Annotated in this window: 14 protein-coding genes, 1 tRNA gene and 1 rRNA gene; 2 read left to right on the forward strand and 14 right to left on the reverse strand. The window is 45.0% G+C overall.

The window, feature by feature from the left end; genetic code table 11:
* Positions 1-19: 19 nt before the first annotated feature.
* The 14 genes from A5882_RS03160 to pth all read right to left on the reverse strand — a co-directional run bounded on the left by A5882_RS03160 (position 20) and on the right by pth (position 17,304).
* A tRNA-Ala gene (locus A5882_RS03160) sits at positions 20-92 on the reverse strand.
* A gap of 76 nt (positions 93-168) precedes the next feature.
* Positions 169-1,728 (reverse strand): 16S ribosomal RNA (locus A5882_RS03165).
* 661 nt (positions 1,729-2,389) lie between these two features.
* Complete coding sequence (gene lysS / locus A5882_RS03170; protein ID WP_005230758.1) at positions 2,390-3,883, reverse strand: lysine--tRNA ligase; 1,494 nt, start codon at positions 3,881-3,883, stop codon at positions 2,390-2,392.
* A 96-nt stretch (positions 3,884-3,979) separates the two neighbouring features.
* Entirely contained in the window at positions 3,980-4,993 is a 1,014-nt protein-coding gene (gene dusB, locus A5882_RS03175; protein ID WP_005233357.1) for a tRNA dihydrouridine synthase DusB, read from the reverse strand.
* Complete coding sequence (gene hslO / locus A5882_RS03180; RefSeq protein ID WP_005233356.1) at positions 4,994-5,875, reverse strand: Hsp33 family molecular chaperone HslO; 882 nt, start codon at positions 5,873-5,875, stop codon at positions 4,994-4,996.
* 142 nt (positions 5,876-6,017) lie between these two features.
* A complete protein-coding gene (gene ftsH / locus A5882_RS03185) occupies positions 6,018-8,126 on the reverse strand; it encodes an ATP-dependent zinc metalloprotease FtsH (RefSeq protein WP_005233354.1) in 2,109 nt (702 codons plus the stop codon).
* 73 nt (positions 8,127-8,199) lie between these two features.
* Positions 8,200-8,745 carry a hypoxanthine phosphoribosyltransferase gene (hpt, locus tag A5882_RS03190; protein ID WP_005230750.1) on the reverse strand — a complete coding sequence of 182 codons (546 nt, stop codon included), beginning with the start codon at positions 8,743-8,745 and terminating at the stop codon, positions 8,200-8,202.
* A gap of 19 nt (positions 8,746-8,764) precedes the next feature.
* A complete protein-coding gene (gene tilS / locus A5882_RS03195) occupies positions 8,765-10,165 on the reverse strand; it encodes a tRNA lysidine(34) synthetase TilS (RefSeq protein ID WP_086372404.1) in 1,401 nt (466 codons plus the stop codon).
* A 100-nt stretch (positions 10,166-10,265) separates the two neighbouring features.
* On the reverse strand, positions 10,266-10,709 hold the full coding sequence (locus tag A5882_RS03200) for a S1 domain-containing RNA-binding protein (RefSeq protein WP_005233352.1): 444 nt from the start codon (positions 10,707-10,709) through the stop codon (positions 10,266-10,268).
* A gap of 74 nt (positions 10,710-10,783) precedes the next feature.
* Complete coding sequence (locus tag A5882_RS03205; RefSeq protein ID WP_005233351.1) at positions 10,784-11,230, reverse strand: septum formation initiator family protein; 447 nt, start codon at positions 11,228-11,230, stop codon at positions 10,784-10,786.
* A gap of 83 nt (positions 11,231-11,313) precedes the next feature.
* The gene (locus tag A5882_RS03210) at positions 11,314-11,580 is read right to left on the reverse strand and encodes an RNA-binding S4 domain-containing protein (RefSeq protein ID WP_005230745.1); all 267 of its coding nucleotides are present in this window, start codon (positions 11,578-11,580) and stop codon (positions 11,314-11,316) included.
* On the reverse strand, positions 11,567-13,198 hold the full coding sequence (locus A5882_RS03215; protein ID WP_086372405.1) for a polysaccharide biosynthesis protein: 1,632 nt from the start codon (positions 13,196-13,198) through the stop codon (positions 11,567-11,569). Before A5882_RS03215 ends, A5882_RS03210 begins: the two co-directional genes overlap by 14 nt.
* Positions 13,199-13,213: 15 nt before the next feature.
* Complete coding sequence (gene mfd, locus A5882_RS03220) at positions 13,214-16,732, reverse strand: transcription-repair coupling factor (RefSeq protein ID WP_016611990.1); 3,519 nt, start codon at positions 16,730-16,732, stop codon at positions 13,214-13,216.
* 11 nt (positions 16,733-16,743) lie between these two features.
* Entirely contained in the window at positions 16,744-17,304 is a 561-nt protein-coding gene (gene pth / locus A5882_RS03225; protein WP_008380153.1) for an aminoacyl-tRNA hydrolase, read from the reverse strand.
* Between the two features lie 355 nt (positions 17,305-17,659).
* Between pth and A5882_RS03230 the strand changes: the two genes are divergently transcribed.
* Together A5882_RS03230 and A5882_RS03235 are read left to right on the forward strand one after the other, a co-directional pair.
* Positions 17,660-18,643: an L-lactate dehydrogenase gene (locus A5882_RS03230; protein WP_005230720.1), complete on the forward strand. Its 984-nt coding sequence runs from the start codon at positions 17,660-17,662 to the stop codon at positions 18,641-18,643.
* A 269-nt stretch (positions 18,644-18,912) separates the two neighbouring features.
* Positions 18,913-20,310, forward strand: coding sequence for a L,D-transpeptidase family protein (locus A5882_RS03235; protein ID WP_005233342.1), 1,398 nt, complete (start codon positions 18,913-18,915; stop codon positions 20,308-20,310).
* Positions 20,311-20,457: the final 147 nt, after the last annotated feature.

Raw genomic sequence — 20,457 nt, forward strand, 5'->3', positions numbered from 1 at the left:
TAACGACCATTGTCGTTAATGGAGCCTAGCGGGATCGAACCGCTGACCTCCTGCGTGCAAAGCAGGCGCTCTCCCAGCTGAGCTAAGGCCCCGGGTATTTACTTGAGAGTAGACCTCTCAAAACTGAACAAAGGCAAACGATGTGTAGTCTTCCGAAATATTCCTTAGAAAGGAGGTGATCCAGCCGCACCTTCCGATACGGCTACCTTGTTACGACTTCACCCCAATCATCTATCCCACCTTAGGCGGCTGGCTCCAAAAAGGTTACCTCACCGACTTCGGGTGTTACAAACTCTCGTGGTGTGACGGGCGGTGTGTACAAGGCCCGGGAACGTATTCACCGCGGCGTGCTGATCCGCGATTACTAGCGATTCCGGCTTCATGTAGGCGAGTTGCAGCCTACAATCCGAACTGAGAGAAGCTTTAAGAGATTAGCTTAGCCTCGCGACTTCGCAACTCGTTGTACTTCCCATTGTAGCACGTGTGTAGCCCAGGTCATAAGGGGCATGATGATTTGACGTCATCCCCACCTTCCTCCGGTTTGTCACCGGCAGTCTCGCTAGAGTGCCCAACTAAATGATGGCAACTAACAATAAGGGTTGCGCTCGTTGCGGGACTTAACCCAACATCTCACGACACGAGCTGACGACAACCATGCACCACCTGTCACTTTGCCCCCGAAGGGGAAGCTCTATCTCTAGAGTGGTCAAAGGATGTCAAGACCTGGTAAGGTTCTTCGCGTTGCTTCGAATTAAACCACATGCTCCACCGCTTGTGCGGGCCCCCGTCAATTCCTTTGAGTTTCAACCTTGCGGTCGTACTCCCCAGGCGGAGTGCTTAATGCGTTTGCTGCAGCACTGAAGGGCGGAAACCCTCCAACACTTAGCACTCATCGTTTACGGCGTGGACTACCAGGGTATCTAATCCTGTTCGCTCCCCACGCTTTCGAGCCTCAGCGTCAGTTACAGACCAGAGAGCCGCCTTCGCCACTGGTGTTCCTCCATATATCTACGCATTTCACCGCTACACATGGAATTCCACTCTCCTCTTCTGCACTCAAGTCTCCCAGTTTCCAATGACCCTCCCCGGTTGAGCCGGGGGCTTTCACATCAGACTTAAGAAACCGCCTGCGCTCGCTTTACGCCCAATAAATCCGGACAACGCTTGCCACCTACGTATTACCGCGGCTGCTGGCACGTAGTTAGCCGTGGCTTTCTGGTTAGATACCGTCAAGGGATGAACGTTTTACTCTCATCCTTGTTCTTCTCTAACAACAGAGTTTTACGATCCGAAAACCTTCTTCACTCACGCGGCGTTGCTCGGTCAGACTTTCGTCCATTGCCGAAGATTCCCTACTGCTGCCTCCCGTAGGAGTCTGGGCCGTGTCTCAGTCCCAGTGTGGCCGATCACCCTCTCAGGTCGGCTATGCATCGTTGCCTTGGTGAGCCGTTACCTCACCAACTAGCTAATGCACCGCGGGTCCATCCATCAGTGACGCAAAAGCGCCTTTCAACTTTCTTCCATGCGGAAAATAGTGTTATACGGTATTAGCACCTGTTTCCAAGTGTTATCCCCTTCTGATGGGCAGGTTACCCACGTGTTACTCACCCGTTCGCCACTCTTTTTCTTTCGGTGGAGCAAGCTCCGGTGAAAGAAAAAGCGTTCGACTTGCATGTATTAGGCACGCCGCCAGCGTTCGTCCTGAGCCAGGATCAAACTCTCATAATGATTTGTTTGAATGACCATACGGTCATTAAGCTCATAAAAATTAACTTTGCTAGCTATTGCTTGCATGTATTTGTTTCAATAAATTGAAACGTCCTACACATTGGTTCGTTTGCTTGCTTTGTTCAGTTTTCAAAGGTCTACAGTGCTGTGTTAGCAACTTTCATATCATATCAGAGCGACAATTGATTGTCAACTCTTTTTTAAAAGTTTTTTTCGCTCGTTGTTTTTCAACTTCGCAGCGGCTGTCTCAGCGACTTCATTAGAATAACAAATGATTTGTTATTTGTCAACAACTTTTTTTAATTAATTTTGTTGATGTATCAACGTCGATTAACTATTTTAAAATTGCGACTTCGTTATAATATCATCTGTCGAGCTGTGCGTCAACCACTTTTTTCAATTCTTTTTACGAATTCATTTCAGTCATTTGGCACATGTAATAATATACCAACTAAATCCCTTGCGGTCAATCATTTTCTATGGCTTTTTTTAATTTTTACAAACCCGTCTAATCACATTGAATCCAGCTTTTATCGTTCGCATTTAATCCGTTTTCTAGCATCTGTCCTAACGTATTTCCCTCTATTTCCTCGCAGTTTTTCTCTCTGACTCAGTAGACAATAAAAAAGCCGCCCATCTCTTGCGAGTGGACGGAGCTTTTTTATCTCATTGTCGGGAATAATAAAACGTCACGAATCGATTGTGCATCGGTCAACAGCATCACTAAGCGGTCGATCCCGATCCCTAATCCACCAGTTGGCGGCATACCGTATTCAAGTGCTTCTAAGAAATCTTCATCCACCCCATGGGCTTCATCATTTCCTGCTTCGCGCTCTTTTTCTTGTCCTTCAAAACGTTCTCTTTGATCGATTGGGTCATTCAATTCCGTGAAGGCATTCGCAAATTCACGACCAACGATAAATAATTCAAAGCGATCCGTAAAGCGTTCATCTTCTGGATTCTTTTTCGCTAATGGCGAAACTTCCACTGGATGACCAAAGACAAAGGTTGGCTGCTGTAACGTTTCTTCAACAAATGTCTCAAAGAATTCATTGATGATATGGCCAACAGTCATGGCATCAGTGATTTCAACATGATGTTCTTTCGCTAAACTACGCGCTTCTTCAACGGACATTGGTTGCCAGAAATCAACACCTGTTTGATTTTTGATTGCATCGACCATATGGATTCGTGCAAAGTCGCTAGCTAAATCGACTTCTTGTCCATCGTATTGGATCGTTGCTGTATGCAAGACTTTTTCAGCAGCATTACGGATAATGCCTTCTGTCAAATCCATCACATCTTTGAAATCTGTATATGCTGTATACGCTTCTAGCATCGTAAACTCGGGATTATGGGTCGTATCGATTCCTTCATTTCGGAAAACGCGGCCGATCTCATAGACTTTTTCCATGCCACCCACGATCAATCGTTTCAAGTGAAGCTCAAGTGCGATTCGTAAATACAGATCCATGTCTAAGGCATTGTGGTGTGTAATGAAGGGACGAGCCGCTGCACCACCTGCTTGATTATGCAATACTGGCGTTTCGACTTCGATATATCCATGTCCGTCAAGGTAACGACGAATTTCGCTAATGATTTGGCTTCGTTTCATGAAACGATCAAAGCTCTCTTTATTACTGATCAAATCCAAGTAACGTTGACGGTAGCGTTGTTCTACGTTCGTCAAGCCATGGTATTTGTCTGGCAATGGACGCAATGCTTTGGATAAGATCACGATTTCTTTGGCTTTGATGGTCACTTCGCCAGTGTCGGTCTTCATGATTTCACCAGATACACCAAAGAAATCACCTAGATCTGCATGCTTGAATACTTCGTAAGGTTCGTCCCCGACTTGGTCTTTACGTACATATATTTGAATACGGCCTTCGCGGTCTTGTAAATGCGCAAAACCAGCCTTCCCTTTTCCACGTTTTGTAACGATTCTTCCTGCAATGCTTGCTGAAAGATTCATTTCGGCTAATTCTTCTTTGGTTCTTTGATCAAATAACTCATGTAACTCGGCAGAATTATGGGTGCGTTCGAATCGCTTGCCAAAAGGATCAATGCCTTCTTCCCGTAGTTTTTCCATCTTTTCACGGCGAACCAACATTTGATCATTCAATTCTTCTTGTGTTTGTCGTTCCTCTGTCACGAGTTTTCCTCCATTCTTAACTTGGGTTTCCTTCTTATAATGCCAATGATGACGCAAAAAATCAAGCCGAACTTTCGAATCGACTTGATTTGTTTCTTATTCCTTAAAAGTTGCTACCGGCTGTTTTTCGGTCTTCTCTACAAATGCATCCAATAAATCAAAAATCGTTTGCTTATCTTCTGCTTGATTGATAGCTGCCTTCACTTTGGCTGCCCGTGAAATACCTTTTAAGTAGTACGCAGCATGTTGGCGGAATTCTCGCGAAGCGATTTTTTCCCCTTTTAGATCAGCCAACCGTTCTAAATGAAGTTTCGCTGTCGAAATTTTTTCTCGTGGTGTTGGTTCCGGCAATAACTCGCCTGTCTCCAAGTATTGCTTGGTGCGGTGGATCATCCACGGATTGCCTAAGGCTGCCCGTCCGATCATCACTGCATCAGCGCCGACTTCTTCCAACATTCGTTTCGCATCTTCAGGGGTTCTGACATCGCCGTTGCCCATAAAAGGAATGGTGATGCTTTGCTTCACTTGTTTCAAAACGTCCCAATCAGCCGATCCTTCATACATCTGTACACGGGTTCTGCCATGCATACCGATTGCTGCGGCACCCGCTGCTTCCGCGGCTTGGGCATTCTCAACCGCAAAGACGTGCTGCTCATCCCAACCGATCCGCATTTTGACGGTAACGGGCTTGTCGATCGCACTGGAAACAGCATGGACCATTTCATAAACCTTGTCGGGATCTAAAAGCCACTTCGCACCAGCTTCTGCTTTGATGATTTTGTTTACAGGACACCCCATATTGATATCAATGATATCGGCAGTTGTGTTCTCTGCGACAAATTGCGCTGCTTCTACTAAGGATGCTTTATTCCCACCAAAAATCTGAATACTAAGAGGATGCTCGGTCTCGTCAATAAACAGCATCTCAAGGGTCTTCTTGTTACGCAGTTGAATCCCTCGATCACTGATCATCTCACAGACGACTAAACCCGCGCCAAATTCTTTGACTGTCACACGAAACGCAGAATTGGTGATCCCCGCCATTGGCGCAACGACGACGCGGTTAGGAATCTCAACCGAGCCGATCTGCCATGTCTGTCTATCTTTCACTTACGCTTCCGCCTCTTTCTTCAACGCCGCCAATTCCGTTTCATCAAAATGATACTTGTTGCCACAAAACGAGCAGACTGCCTCTGCCCCATGATCTTCATCGATCATTGCTTGGATCTCCTCAGCCCCTAAGGTGATGATCGCTGTCGCAAATTTTTCTTTCGTACAATCACAGTGGAACTGGACGGGCATTTTTTCTAGTACTTCGATCGTCGTGTCTGGTAACAATGTCGCTAAGACCTCTTCTGGCGATTGGCCTTCATCGATCAAGGTTGACACTCGAGGCAATTCTCCCAAACGTTTTTCGATGGCATCAATGATCTCTTCACTGGCACCAGGCATGATCTGTAGCATAAATCCACCGGCTGCCCGAATCGAATCATCGGTTTCTACTAATACACTCAGACCAACAGCAGAAGGAATCTGTTCTGACACTGCTAAATAATAAGTAAAGTCTTCCCCAAGTTCCCCAGAGACGATCGGTGTTTGTCCAGAGAAAGGTTCTTTTAGCCCTAAGTCTTTGATTACGGTAAAAATTCCTTGGTCTCCCACTGCGCCCCGAACATCCAATTTTCCTTGAGGATTCAATGGCAGACTGATCTGTGGATTTTTTATGTATCCTTTTACGTCCCCACGGCCATTGCTGTCTACGACGATTGCCCCAGCAGGACCATTTCCTTGAATTTTGACGGTCAATTTGTCTTCCCCTTTTAAGGTACTGCCTAATAACAAACTTCCCACCATCGCTCGCCCTAAAGCAGCAGATGCCGTATTCCATGTTTCATGGCGTCGTTGTGCTTCGGCGATCGTTTCTGTTGCCGATACTGCGTATGCTCGGACGAAGCCGTCATATGCGAGTGCTTTTACTAAATAATCCTTCATCTTGATTCTCCTTTTTATTCATTAATGAATCATACTAGGAAGCGCCGCTTTTTTCAACTGAATGTGTTTGAATTTAAGAAAAGTCTTCTTAAATAGAAACAAAAAGGCGCCGAGTTTCCTCGGCGCCTTGATACATCTTGTTTTAGGCGTTATCATCTTTGTTTTCTTGATCAGTCGGTTGGCTTTCGCTATTGCGGCGAACGTCTTCCAATTGTTGATCAAAATCGTTTGATGATGCATCTTCGCTGTGTTTTTCTGCAGCTTGCTTCTCTGCATCTTTTTCTTCCAGCGCACGTTTCGCTTCTTCAAACGTTTGGGCTTTTTCACTAGGATACTCAGAGCTTTCAGTCCCTGCAGGCATTTTGCCTTCTTCAAACAAGGATTTGATTGCTTTAGCATCCAATGTTTCATGTTCAAGTAGTTTTTCAGCGATCAATTTGTGTTGGGCACGATGTTCTTCAATGATTTCATGGGCTTTTTGATGGGCATCCATTAAAATCTTGCGAACTTCTTGATCAATTTCAAAGGCAACTTGTTCAGAGTATGCTTTTGTTTGACCGTAATCGCGACCGACAAAGACTTGATGGTTTCCTTCATATTGAACTGGACCTAATTTATCGCTCATTCCATATTCTGTCACCATGCTTCTTGCAAGCGCAGTTGCTTGTTCAAAGTCATTGGAAGCCCCCGTTGATTGCACACCGAAGATGATTTCTTCAGCCGTACGTCCACCTAGCAAGCCAACGATTTGTTCAAACATATCTTCTTTAGTCATCAAGAATTGATCTTCTTTCGGCAAGGCGATCATGTACCCACCAGCTCGCCCCCGAGGAATGATGGTTACTTTGTGTACCACACGGGCACGACTCAAGACTAAACCAACAATGGTATGTCCTGCTTCATGGTAAGCAACCATTTCACGTTCGCGTTTGTTGATGACACGGTCTTTCTTCGCAGGACCAGCGATCACGCGGTCTTCTGCTTCATCGATATCTGAAGCATCGATTTTTTTCTTGTTACGACGAGCAGCAACTAAGGCGGCTTCGTTCAAGACGTTTTCCAGATCCGCACCGGCAAAGCCCGGTGTTTGTTGGGCAACGACTTTCAAATCAACATCATCTGATAAAGGTTTGTTCCGAGCATGAACACGGAGGATTGCTTCACGGCCTTTCACGTCTGGACGACCAACTAAAATCTGACGGTCAAAACGACCTGGACGCAGCAACGCTGGATCTAGAACATCCGAACGGTTCGTTGCGGCAATGACGATCACGCCTTCATTCCCATCAAAACCATCCATCTCAACCAATAATTGGTTCAATGTTTGTTCCCGCTCATCATGTCCGCCACCCATACCGGCACCACGTTGGCGACCGACGGCATCGATTTCATCGATAAAGATGATGGCTGGTGCATTTTTCTTCGCTGTTTCAAATAAGTCACGTACCCGGCTTGCACCGACACCGACAAACATTTCAACGAAATCTGAACCAGAGATCGAGTAAAACGGTACGCCAGCTTCACCGGCAACGGCTTTGGCTAGCAACGTTTTCCCGGTTCCCGGAGGTCCCTCAAGTAAGACACCTGCTGGGATACGGGCACCTAATTCAACGAAACGTCGAGGATCTTTCAAGAATTCCACGACTTCGACAAGTTCTTGTTTTTCTTCTTCTGCACCGGCTACGTCTGAAAAACGTACGCGGTTGGCTTTTTTGTCCGCTTCTTTGGCTTTTGATTTGCCAAAGTTCATCACACGGCCGCCACCGCCACCGCCGCCGCCTTGTTGGCTCATCATCATATAGAAGAAGAAAATGATGATCACAAGTGGTAAGAAGCTAACCAAAAGCGATAACCAAATACCACTGTTGGATTCTTCTTCGATGGTAGTTTTGACCCCTTGTGCTGAGGCCAGACTGGTGACTTCGCTCAGCGTAGAATCATTTGGTAAAATGATCGTTGAAAAGCGGGTCGAACTCGCCTGTGTATTGCCTAAAACAGACAAGCTGTTGTCATTGCTGACAGTTTGTTCTTCATTGTATTCACCCACGATTCGATAAACACCGTTAGCGGGTTGGACAGTAAATTGTTTGACCTTCCCGTCTTTCAGTTGTTCTGTAAACGTGGAGTACTCGATCGTTGGGGTCTGCTGATTGCCATTTCCAAAAATGAAATAAACGACCATGACCATCGCCAACAAGACAAGTACATAATATAAGGTATTTTTTACCATACCGTTATTTTTCTTATTCATGCGTACCTCCCTGGCTATTTTGTTTTATCAATCCTGACCATTTAATTGTATCACAATTGATTTAGAACAGTCACTAATTTGACTGATAAACACTAGGTTTTAAGACGCCAACGTAAGGTAAGTTTCGATATTGCTCTGCATAGTCCAGTCCATATCCAACAACAAACTCATTTGGCACATCGAAGCCGACGTAATCAGCATCGATCTCAACAACACGGCCTTCCGGCTTATCTAATAACGTCACGATTTTCACTGATTTCGCTTTACGGTATTTGAATAGATCTACCAGATAAGCCAACGTGCGACCACTGTCAATGATGTCTTCAACGATTAAAAGATCGCGGCCCTCAACATTTGTATCTAAATCTTTGATGATTTTGACTTCTCCAGATGAAATCATGGCATTGCCATAACTCGAGACATCCATGAAGTCTAACTCCAAGTAACAATCCATCTCACGAACGATGTCTGCCATGAAAGGAACGGCACCTTTCAGTACACCTACGACTAGAGGATTTTTATCCGCATAAGCCGCCGTTAATTCTTGACCAAGTTCCACACAACGATTTTTGATTTCGTCACGGGAAATCAAAATTTTCTCAATATCTTTATCTAGCATAAAGTTCTCCTTCCAACTCTTACTTCTGATATTTATAAAGAAGTATGTAGTGTATTTTATCAGTTTCTGGCGCAATACTCAAATAGGAAAATGCATGAGGTAGTAAGGCAATCACCTGTTTATCAAGGTTTGTGACGACCCAACTTTTTTCTCGCTCTTCATTAGGAATTTTTGAATCGATAAAAAAACGACTGATCTTTTTGGTCAGGCCACGCGCCAAGCGGATTCGGTCTCCTGGCTGACGCTTACGTACGATCAGCTCAGAGGAATAGTTTAGCGGTAAATCTTGGGAAAACTCTGACCAATTTGTGATTTTTTTGGGAATATGCTGTTCATTTATCGGAAAATACCCAATCCATTCCTTTTCAGAAAGATAGATCCCCTCCCCTAAAACCAGACGCTGACTGACTTCTGTCAACGGCGTTGCAGGCTTTTGGGAAACAGCTACAGGTTCCAATAGTAATTGGTCATAACTGCGCCGCAGCTGCCACTGTTTGTGCAACGCCAATTGCCATTGCCCTTTCTTTTCGTCTAGCAAACGCAATAGCTGTGGCAGCTGTTTTTGATTGAGTGGATGCTTTGTAAAGGCTTCTGCTTGTTGCAAAAACCCCGCATAGAAAAAATAGCGCTGCGCCGGCGAAAACGTCGGCAGCTGTTGCAGATCGATCACTAAGCGAGTAGCTTGCTGTTGAACGAACGCAGACAACCATTGCTGCTGCTCTTGCTGGATCAACTGATTGGCGAACTGCATTTCTACAGAAAGCTGTTGAAAATGCGGCAACAGTTGCGGATTTTCCGCTTTTAATGCCGGCACTACTTGCTGGCGTAGTCGGTTTCGCAAATACAGCGGTTCGTGATTGCTTTCGTCTTCAAAGTAGGGAATCTGCTGTACTTGCGCATAGTCGTAAATCGCTGTCTTACTGACACTAAGCAACGGCCGCAACAGGATTCCAGCGTGAAAAGGCTGCTGCTGCTGCATCCCGCCAGCCGATTGCAAGCGGCCTTCTCGCATCATCTTCATCAGCATCGTTTCTACTTGGTCATCACTGTGGTGAGCAGTCAGCAAAACATCATAGCCTTCTCGGGACATGACATCGGCAAAAAACGTATAGCGAAAGTCCCGAGCGCTAGCTTCTATGCCAGTTTCTGGCGGATTTTCCCAGCACCGCTCATAAAAAGGAATGCCGCGTTCTTGGCAGTACTGCCGTAAAAAAGCAGCTTCCTCAGCAGATGCTGGACGCAATTGATGGTTTACATGTGCCACACCAAAGACCTGCTCTTTTTGCATTTCGGGAAACAACTGACAAAAGACCTGCAGCAAGACCATGGAGTCGACTCCCGTCGATACCGCCAGCAAAAAGCGGCGTTTTTTTTCAGGATCGATGGCAGTGAGTTGCCCTCGAACGGTTTGAATGACCATCATTTGCCCTCCTTCTCATTTGGTAGACCCACAAGAAAGAAAGCTGAAACAAAACGAACCAACAGTTTTGTTTCAGCTTTTTCCAACTTGCTATTCATGTTTAGTTACGGCGTCCGCCGCGGCCACCGCGTTTTCCTTCTGTATTTCGACGTAATGATGAAAGACGATCATCACTATCTTTTAGAAAAGAACTCATCAATGAATCGAAGTCTTGTTTATTTACATTCGTAGTTTGATTGCGTGAAAAAGATTTTTTCGGATTTGGTCGATTGAATTCTTTTTTCGGGTATTCACGTTTTTCTTCCGGCTTATCTTCTGCTTTGCGGATCGATAGTCCAATTTTTCCATCGTTGCCGATTGCCGTAACAAGTACTGTCACTTCATCCCCAACAGACAACACGTCGTGAATGTCTTTGACGAATCCGTTTGATACTTCACTGATATGCACCAAACCAGTTTTCCCTTCACCAAGATCAATGAACGCACCAAAATTTGTAATACCAGACACTTTGCCCTTTAGTTTCGCTCCAACTTCGATTGACATATAAAAAATGTTCCTCCTAATTTTTACCCATTTAAAATAATTCAAACTACTGCGCTGAGTAGGTATGACATTGCTTAATCTTGTGACTCTGTGGATGATGATTCTTGTTCGCTTTGCGCAGAACGCTCATTAGTGTTTTGAGAATCCGTTCCATCTGGCAAGACAGGATAAATTTTTTCGCCATCTTTTGAGTAGAAGAATCGGCTGCGGGCCAATTTTGCCACATACTCATCGTCTTGCAATAAGGCAACATCTCGCTCCAATGAAGCCACTTTTTGTTCAGCTTCTTTTTGTTCGGCGACTGTTTCCGCCTTGTATTCCTTTAGTTTTTGCAGGCGCATTTGGTCGTTAAACATCTGAATCCCCACGACTGCAAATATCGCTAATGCCGCCACGAAAAACGCCACCAGCCGACGTCGGCGAAACACGACTTGCCGCCGCTCTTTTTCAAACTTGGCAAATTGCTCTTTCGCATAATCGGTCTGCAATAGTTCTATTTTTTTATTTGATTCTTTTGCCACCTGAACTCGCTCCCGTCGCTGTCTTTGTTTTTTACATTATACCAACATCCGCAAAGCTTGTCTAACTGAAAATGCCGTAAAAATCAAGCATTTTCTGAGATTCTTTCCTCTGAAACAATCTCATACATTTTTGCAGCGTCTTCTTTTTTCGTCGATTCATGCAATTCATTGACTTTTACTTCCAAGACCTTATTCCCGAACTGAATACGCATAGTATCGCCTACTTTGACGTCACTGCTTGACTTGGCTAATTTGCCGTTGATCTGAATGCGTCCCTTGTCTGCCACTTCTTTGGCCACAGAGCGACGCTTGATGATGCGGGAGATTTTAAGAAATTTATCTAATCTCATGTTTTTCACCTCTTCTTAATAGTTTCTTTCCAAATGGAACTAACAGCCATTCGCGAATCGTTAACAATTTGATTTTGATCGCTGCCCCGATAAAGGCTGCGCCTCCCAAACCGACACCGCCTAGGCAAAAAATCAGCGCCTGTAGTCGATGGGTCAAAGGACCGTTCAATAAGATCGCAACGAAGCTATAATATAAGAATAGCACGCTTGCCATGATCCCTAAACAAATAAATAATTTTTTCCCATAATTTCCTTCATACCAAAAGCGATTGATGCTACTTTGTGCTCGACGCTGTTCGGAAACCACAAAACAGCATAAGGTCGCGCCTAACCCCAACAGCGTACTGATACTTGCTCCTGCAGTCCCATAAGAAGCGGTCAGCGGCCACATCGATAGACATTTGACTAAAAGACCAATTCCCGCAGCGAGCAAGCCGAAGGTATAGGTATTGCGACTTTGTTGAATGCTTTGATAGGCTTGGATCGTCGCCATCAGAGCGATGGAAAAGACAAACAATACCAGCGCCGCATTGCCAGATCCGTCTTTAAATAAAGCAAAGTTGATATAAGGCAGCAAAATCGCTAACCCTACCGCAGAAGCCGAAGCAATCCCGATCGTTAGGCGCAAATACATTTTTGCCGACTTTTCAAACAGCTGCTGATTTTTTACCGTCAAATACTTGGTCAACGTTGGCAAAAACGTCGAGCTTAACGCCATCGCCACCACAAGACCTAGTTGGACGAGGGGTTGTCCGCGATCATAGATCCCTTTCGAAATCCGGGCTGCTTGTGCCGTCAATCCCCCCGCTTCTAGCGCATTGGTCAATAAAAACGAATCCGCTAACTGGAACAAGATCAAATAGCCGCTATAAATCGTCAACAGACCGCCTTCTAAGAAGAACCGTTTTTTCAACGAGGCGGATAAACCAGCGGTATTTTCTCCTGTACGGGTGACTGGTTTATGCCATAGCGATAGGCGTTTGCCGTTGATTTGTCGGCTATAATAACTTAAAATCCACCACGCCGCAAGGCCCCCGACTAAGGCACCCATCATGGCGACAGTCCCCGTTTGATAAATCGTCCAGCCCAATTGCTGGAAAGCTGCCGCAGCACCTAAAATCACACCAACTCTAAGCAGCTGCTCTACAACTTGAGACACTGCGGTTGGCACCATTTGTAGATTTCCTTGAAACATTCCTCGATAAAAGGTCAAGGGTGGGACAAACAAAAAGGTAAAGGAAACGACTCGAATCAAGCCTGCCAGTTGATGGTCCCCCATCACTTGCGCGATTGGACCGGCAAATAAAAAGGTCACAGCCCATAAGCCGATCGCCGACCAAAGCACATAAGGCGTCAACGCTTGCAGCCGCTCCTTGCTTTTCAAAGGATCAGGTTCTTCAGCAACAATGCGGGAGATAAACTGCGGCAAACCTGACAACGCCAAAGTCATTGCCAATCCATAAATCGGATAGACCTGTTGATACACATAAAACCCTTCGTCGCCTACCAGGTTCTGAAAAGGGACCCGATAAACGGCACTTAAGATTTTTGCGATAAAGGAAGCGATCGTTAAAATAAACGCCCCTTCCATCGTACGCTTCAATTGTGATTTCGGCATCCCTCTGGTTCCTTTCTAGCCTTGGCTGGCGTATTTTTGTTCCCGTAACGCTTTGACAAAATCTTGGATTTCTAATAGCCAGGTGCTTTCTTTCATCACTGGCGGAATCTGTAATTTAATGGTCATTTGCTCATGATCGACACCCATCGTGGCTTTTAATTTAGTGGCTTTCAATGCTTCAAACAGCTGCTCCACCGAATAATTTTTCGTGCCGACTTTACTCAAAGTAAACGACACCGTCTGTTGCTGCTTGCGGATAGTTTCTAACAAGGCACGATCGCCGTTCATTTTGATCTCGCCCACCGTTAAGAGGTGCGCCACTTCTACAGGGTATTCTCCGAAACGGTCTAATAAATCATCTTGAAGTTCATCAACTGCTTCTTGTGATTCCAGCTCACGAATTCGTTTATAGATCTCGATTTTTTGCCGTTCGTCTTCAATATACGAAGTCGGTAAGTAGGCATCGATCCCCAGATCGATCTCAACGGTCGTTTTTTCTGTTTGGGTATTTTTCCCTTGTTTACGAGTGACTGCTTCCGACAGCATTTGTGAGTACATGTCAAACCCGACTGCATCGATAAAGCCGTGCTGTTGCGCCCCCAATAGATTTCCTGCCCCACGAATCGAAAGATCTCGCATCGCGATTTTGAATCCTGAACCTAACTCCGTAAAGTCCTTAATGGCTTGCAGCCGTTTTTCACTGACTTCGTTCAACACTTTTTGCTGTTCATACATGAAATACGCATAAGCGACTCGATTGCTCCGACCGACACGGCCACGCAACTGATACAACGTCGAAAGCCCCATGTAATCGGCATTTTCCACAAACAACGTATTGGCATTGGGAATATCCACACCGGTTTCAATGATCGTCGTCGTCACCAACACATCGTATTGCCCTTCAATAAAGTCAAACAGGGTATTTTCCAATTGAATCTCGGTCATTTGCCCGTGGGCATAAGCGATTCGTGCATCTGGCACTAACGCCTGCAGTTCTTCGACTTTTCGCTCGATCGTATCGACACGATTATAGAGATAAAACACTTGGCCCCCGCGTGCCATCTCCCGTTGGATCGCTTCTCGCACCGCTCCTGGATTCATCTCCATCACATAGGTTTGGATCGGGTAACGATTTTCCGGTGGTGTTTCGATCACAGATAGGTCCCGCACGCCCAGCATCGACATATGCAATGTTCTTGGGATCGGCGTTGCCGTCAACGTCAACACATCGACTTGCGAACGCAGTTGTTTCAAGCGCTCTTTGTGTTTGACCCCAAAACGTTGTTCTTCATCGATCACCAACAAGCCCAAATCAGCAAACTCGACATCTTTTGACAATAATCGGTGGGTCCCCACCAAAATATCGACTTGCCCTTTGCGCACTTGCTCGATTGTTTCATTCTGCTGTTTTTTCGTCCGAAAACGACTCAGCACCCCAACATTGACGGGGAATCCTTCAAAACGATCGACCATCGTTTCATAGTGCTGCTGCGCCAAGATCGTTGTCGGCACTAAGAAAGCCACTTGTTTGCTTTCTTTGATCGCTTTAAAAGCAGCCCGCAGCGCCACTTCTGTTTTCCCAAAACCGACATCTCCAACTAACAAACGGTCCATTGGCTTTTCTTTTTCCATATCCCGCTTGATCTCTGCCGTACTGCGCAGCTGATCATCGGTTTCCGAATAAGGAAAGGCATCTTCAAATTCTTTTTGATAGGCATCGTCTGGTTGAAAGGCATAGCCTTTTTCTGATTCGCGTTTGGCATACAATAAAATCAAATCATCTGCGATGTCTTCAATTTTAGCCGTCACTTTGCGCTTGGTCTTCGCCCACTCACTGCCGCCTAATTTATTGATTTTCGGTGTTTTCGATTCGGAAGCCACATATTTTTGAATCAAATTCAATTGGGTGACTGGAATAAAGAGCTTGTCTTCGTTTTGGTACAAGATCGTCATATAATCTTGATGGACGCCATCGACTTCTAAGGTTTCCATGCCGATGTACTTCCCGATCCCATGATTCGCATGGACGACATAATCGCCGGCTTTTAACTCATTGTAGCTTTTGAGACGTTCCGCATTGGTGACATTTTGCCGGCGGGCTCTTTTTTTGTTCATCTTTTGGAAAATTTCTTTTTCTGTAACCACCACTAGCTTGTCTTGCGGCATTTCAAAGCCGCTTTGCAAACGTTCCACCACGATTTGGGTGCGTCCCGTAAACAGGCGGTCTTGTTGCGTCTGCACGGCATAGATATCATGATCTCGCAGATCTTGCTCTAACTTCTTGGCCCGTTCTTGGTCACTGACCAGAAAAATCACCGTTTGCTGTTGCTTCTCCCAGCGATCAATCTCAACTTTCAAGAGACCCATTTGGCTGAAAAACTGCTGCATCGGCCGGTATTGGAATTGATGGATCGCTTGGAAGCGAATGTTCCCCATTCCTTTTTGGAATAAAGAAAAGAAGCTGGTCACAAAGGTTTCTTTTTGCAGCAGTTGATGGACATCTATCCCGAATTGCTGTTCAGAAAAGACCCGCAGCTCCGCTAATTTTTGGGTATGCCACTCCGCTTCTTCCCGTTCGATCTCACGATTGGTCTCCATGATCCGAGCATAATCATCGATCATCAAAAAGGCGTCTTCAGAAAAATAATCTAAGACACTCGTTTGCTGACGATAAAGCAAATCCGTGTAATAACGGGCACTTTCACCGGGAATCCCCGCTTGCCATTGGGAGGCCAATTGGCCGAAATAGTCTTCTAAAAAGGCGCGATCGGTTGCTTCTTTGGTGACTGCCAACCGTTTGTTCAATAATTCTTGCAGCTGCTTTTGCCCCGCCGCTAAATCTTCCGCTGAGAAAACCAATTCGGTAGTCGGTAAAATAGCCACTTGCTGCAGCGTTTCCACTGAGCGTTGCGTTTCCACGTTGAAAGAACGCATCGAGTCGATTTCTACATCGAATAACTCGATCCGTACGGGGTATTCGGCATTTAATGGATAAATATCGAGGATGCTCCCACGAATACTGAATTCGCCGGGTTTGCCAATCATTGACTGCCGTTCGTAACCCATCAAGATCAATTGTTGCGGCAAACGCTCTAAATCGATCTCATCGCCGATTTGCCATTGGAATTGGTTGGCTAACCAGGTTTTCTTTTCAGGCAAATACTTTCGCAAAGCCGCCACCGGCAACACATAGATCCCAGTTTTTCCTTGAGAAACAGCATTCAGCGCTGCCACTCGTTCTTCTCGTGCTTCTGGTGAAGAAAAAGCCATTTCGGCTGACAACACTTCGTCCACTGGGAAAACATAGACATCATCCGTCACGTTGCGCAGATCTTCGGCTAGTTGATTCGTATAATACAGATTTGGTGTCACCACGATCACTTGTTTTTGAAATGCCTGATACACACCGGTGATCGCCAATGTTTTTGCCGATCCAGCTAGACCGGTCAATAATTGCCGGGGGGCCTGTTCACGTAAACCTGCATGCCAAGCCGCCACTGTCGGCACTTTATTTATTAATTCAATTAAATCCATCTCGGCCCTCCTTAGTTAAATCGATTCATTGTGGCAAGAAAGTCGCCGTTGGTCAAGTAATCACTACTTGCCTCGACTGCCTTATCAATACTTTGTAAAACGATGGGCAGATCGTCTTTTGCAAAAGGACTCAGTACATGATTGACCACGGTTTGTCCTGGACGTGGCCGATCGATCCCGATTTTGATGCGGTCAAAGACTGTCGAGTCCAAATGCGCGATCAAACTCTTGATTCCATTGTGCCCCCCCGCACTGCCTTTTTGGCGCAAGCGGATTTTCCCTAATGCTAAATCAAGGTCATCATAGACCACTACTAATTCTTCTTGATAGATGCCAAAATAGGTCATCAACGGACCTACCGAGCGACCGGATTCATTCATGAAGGTTTGCGGTTTGACCAAAAGGATTTTTTCACCCTTCAAGAAAAACTCTGCCACTTCTGCTTCAAAAGCCGACTTTTTAAAGGTTGCTTGGTACTTTTGTGCCAAGGCATCCACTACCATAAAGCCAACATTGTGTTTGGTTTTCTCATATTTTTTGCCGGGATTTCCCAAGCCTACAATCATTTTCATTTTTCGATTACGCTCCATTATTTCTAGTTTCAAGCTGATTCTTCATCTATTTTATCGGTTTTCTTATCCAAACACAAAATACTGGGCACACAAATGCGCCCAGTTCTTTTGCTGAAATAATTATAACACGAAATGGACTGTTATGGTGGCGTCCTCTTGCTCAGTTTTTATCTTTCTTAACGAATCTTAATAAAACGTTGATATATCCTCTTTTTGACGTAATAACAAAGAAAGCATTTACAACTGAAACAGCGATATTTTGTGTAATATTGTTGTGCAAATCACATGACAAATATACTTGAAAATGGTAGGATGATAGCGAGTAAAACAATTATGCGGAAGGAATGATACACAGATGACTGCAAAAACGAACAAAAAAGATCACCAAAAGGTAATTCTTGTTGGAGACGGTGCGGTTGGTTCTAGTTACGCGTTTGCGCTGGTGACCCAAAACATTGCGCAAGAAGTCGGAATCATTGATATAAATACAGCAAAAACAGAAGGCGACGCAATTGATTTGTCCCATGCCTTGGCCTTTACTTCCCCTAAAAAAATCTATGCCGCTTCTTATGAAGATGCACATGATGCTGATTTAGTCGTTATTACAGCTGGTGCGCCTCAAAAACCAGGTGAAACCCGCTTAGATTTGGTTCATAAAAACTTGAAAATCAACCGGGAAGTAGTTACCCAAATCGTTGATTCAGGGTTCAACGGAATCTTCTTAGTAGCAGCGAACCCAGTCGATATTTTGACTTACTCGACTTGGAAATTCTCAGGCTTCCCGAAAGAACGCGTCATCGGTTCAGGTACTTCTTTAGACTCTGCACGTTTCCGTCAAGCTTTGGCTGAATTAGTCGATGTTGATGCCCGTAACGTCCATGCCTATATCTTAGGCGAACACGGGGATTCAGAATTCCCTGTTTGGTCTCATGCCAACGTAGCCGGCTTGCAAATCTATGAATGGGTCAAAAATAACCCAGACATCGATGAAGAAGCAATGGTCAACATTTTCTTCAGTGTTCGTGATGCAGCCTACACCATCATCGAGAAAAAAGGTGCGACCTTCTACGGGATCGCGGTAGCCTTAGCACGGATCACTCGTGCGATCTTAGACGATGAAAATGCTGTTTTACCATTGTCTGTGTACATGAACGGCGAATACGGCTTAAACGACTTGTACATCGGTGCGCCTGCAGTTATCAACGCCCAAGGGATCCAAAAAGTGATTGAGATCCCATTGACGGATGGTGAAAAAGACCGGATGGCCGCTTCTGCAAAACAATTAAAAGATATTCTTGATGAAGCTTTTGCGAAACTAGATGCAGAAGACAATCAATAATTTCTTTCACTTCGTTTAGCTAGTCAACTATGCCACTGAACGAACCTTACAGCTCACTCTTTTTCAGAACAATTTGATCAAGATGATTTGCTGCGGTTCGTTCAGTTTTTTTATGCAAAGAAATGCTTTTCTACAGCTTAGCTAAAGATAGTTTAAGAATTTTCTATTTTTCATGGAAGTTTCATTTGCCATATTCGCTTTCTTGGGGGAATATGGTATGATTTAAGCGTTATTATCTATTATGCCATTAGAAAAAAAGGAGTAGTTGAATGACTCGTTCAAACAAACATACTGACGCCAAGAACAATACCAAGAAAATTGTTCTAATCGTTGTGGCTGCTATATTAGTAGTGATCGCTGGCGGCTATACCTACCGAAGTACATATTATGCAAACCGTTTTTTACCAAAGACTGAAATCGATGGGATCGACATCAGCAACAAAACTGTTGCCGAGGCCAATGCCCTGCTGCATGACCGCTACTCGCAAGAAGATTTCACCATCAAAGAAGGCGATAGCGAATGGAAGACAATCAACCTTGCTCAATTTGGGTTACAAACGGATTTCACCAATGAGCTGCAATCATTAAAAGATGAACAGAACCAGTGGAGTTGGGGAATGGCTTATGTTTCCGCTGCAGAAGAAAAAACACTGGACAATCTCTCGGTGGATCAAGATACGCTAAACAGCGAAACGGACACGATCCAAAAGGAACTAGAAACTTTAAATGAGGATCGTACCAAGTCAGCCGATGCAACATTGGAAAAAGGCGAAGACGGCTTTTCTATCAAACCAGAAGTTGACGGCGATGCCATTGATGTGGACAAAGCAGTAGCAGACTTACAAGAAGCCATCGTCAGTGGCGAAAAGGAATTAAATCTCGTCGATTACGTCACAAAACCAAGTGTGACCGCTGATGATCCTGATCTAACCAAAGAAATGGATTCGTTGAATAAAATCGCCAAAGTAACCGGCAATTATACGATCAACGGAAACACGTTTCAAATTCCAAGAGAATCGATCATGGATTGGCTCTCTTACAAAGATGGCAACACCACGATCGACGAAGACAAAGTAAGAAGCTATGTCGCTTCGATCGGAGAGCAATACAACACCAGCACCAATTCTTCGACCTTCAAGAGTACCAAACAAGGCGAAGTAACGGTTCCAGCCGGCACCCTCAGCTGGACGATCCAAACCGATGCGGAAACAGAAGCATTGATTGAGGCGTTAAAAGCCGGCGAAGACTTCACGCGCACACCGATCGCTCAAGGAAGCACCGATGCTGGCAGCCCGTTATTTGGCAACACGTATATCGAAGTTGATCTGAAAAACCAACACATGTGGTATTACAAAGATGGCGAGCTGGTGCTAGATACGAAAATTATCTCTGGAAAACCAGCCACACCAACGCCAACTGGTGTCTTCTATGTCTGGAACAAAGAAGAAGATGCAACCTTGACCGGTGAAGATTATGCGTCCCCTGTTGATTACTGGATGCCGATCGATTGGACCGGTGTCGGAATCCATGATTCTGATTGGCAAACGGAATACGGTGGTGATCTTTGGAAAACCCGCGGCTCTCACGGCTGTATCAATACTCCGCCAGGCGTGATGAAAGAATTGTACAGTAAAGCCGAAGTCGGGACACCCGTGATCGTGATTTAATGGAAAAAAGAGTCAAACCTTTTTATAGATGAACCAAAAGCCGCAAAAAAATTCTTTTGCGGCTTTTTTGTTGTTTCCAAATGTTCCTGTTTACAAAGCGCCATTTAATTAATATACTTAATTAAGCATATTAATTAAAAAGGAGAA

Source organism: Enterococcus sp. 4E1_DIV0656 (assembly GCF_002140695.1).
Classification (GTDB): domain Bacteria; phylum Bacillota; class Bacilli; order Lactobacillales; family Enterococcaceae; genus Enterococcus_D; species Enterococcus_D entomosocium.

Coding starts and splice junctions, on each gene's coding strand:
- A5882_RS03215 (WP_086372405.1), bottom strand. CDS start 13,198: ATGCCGAAATCACAATTGAAGCGTACGATGGAAGGGGCGTTTATTTTA.
- tilS (WP_086372404.1), bottom strand. CDS start 10,165: ATGGTCATTCAAACCGTTCGAGGGCAACTCACTGCCATCGATCCTGAA.
- ftsH (WP_005233354.1), bottom strand. CDS start 8,126: ATGAATAAGAAAAATAACGGTATGGTAAAAAATACCTTATATTATGTA.
- A5882_RS03235 (WP_005233342.1), top strand. CDS start 18,913: ATGACTCGTTCAAACAAACATACTGACGCCAAGAACAATACCAAGAAA.
- hpt (WP_005230750.1), bottom strand. CDS start 8,745: ATGCTAGATAAAGATATTGAGAAAATTTTGATTTCCCGTGACGAAATC.
- hslO (WP_005233356.1), bottom strand. CDS start 5,875: ATGAAGGATTATTTAGTAAAAGCACTCGCATATGACGGCTTCGTCCGA.
- A5882_RS03230 (WP_005230720.1), top strand. CDS start 17,660: ATGACTGCAAAAACGAACAAAAAAGATCACCAAAAGGTAATTCTTGTT.
- A5882_RS03200 (WP_005233352.1), bottom strand. CDS start 10,709: ATGTCAATCGAAGTTGGAGCGAAACTAAAGGGCAAAGTGTCTGGTATT.
- mfd (WP_016611990.1), bottom strand. CDS start 16,732: ATGGATTTAATTGAATTAATAAATAAAGTGCCGACAGTGGCGGCTTGG.
- pth (WP_008380153.1), bottom strand. CDS start 17,304: ATGAAAATGATTGTAGGCTTGGGAAATCCCGGCAAAAAATATGAGAAA.
- A5882_RS03210 (WP_005230745.1), bottom strand. CDS start 11,580: ATGAGATTAGATAAATTTCTTAAAATCTCCCGCATCATCAAGCGTCGC.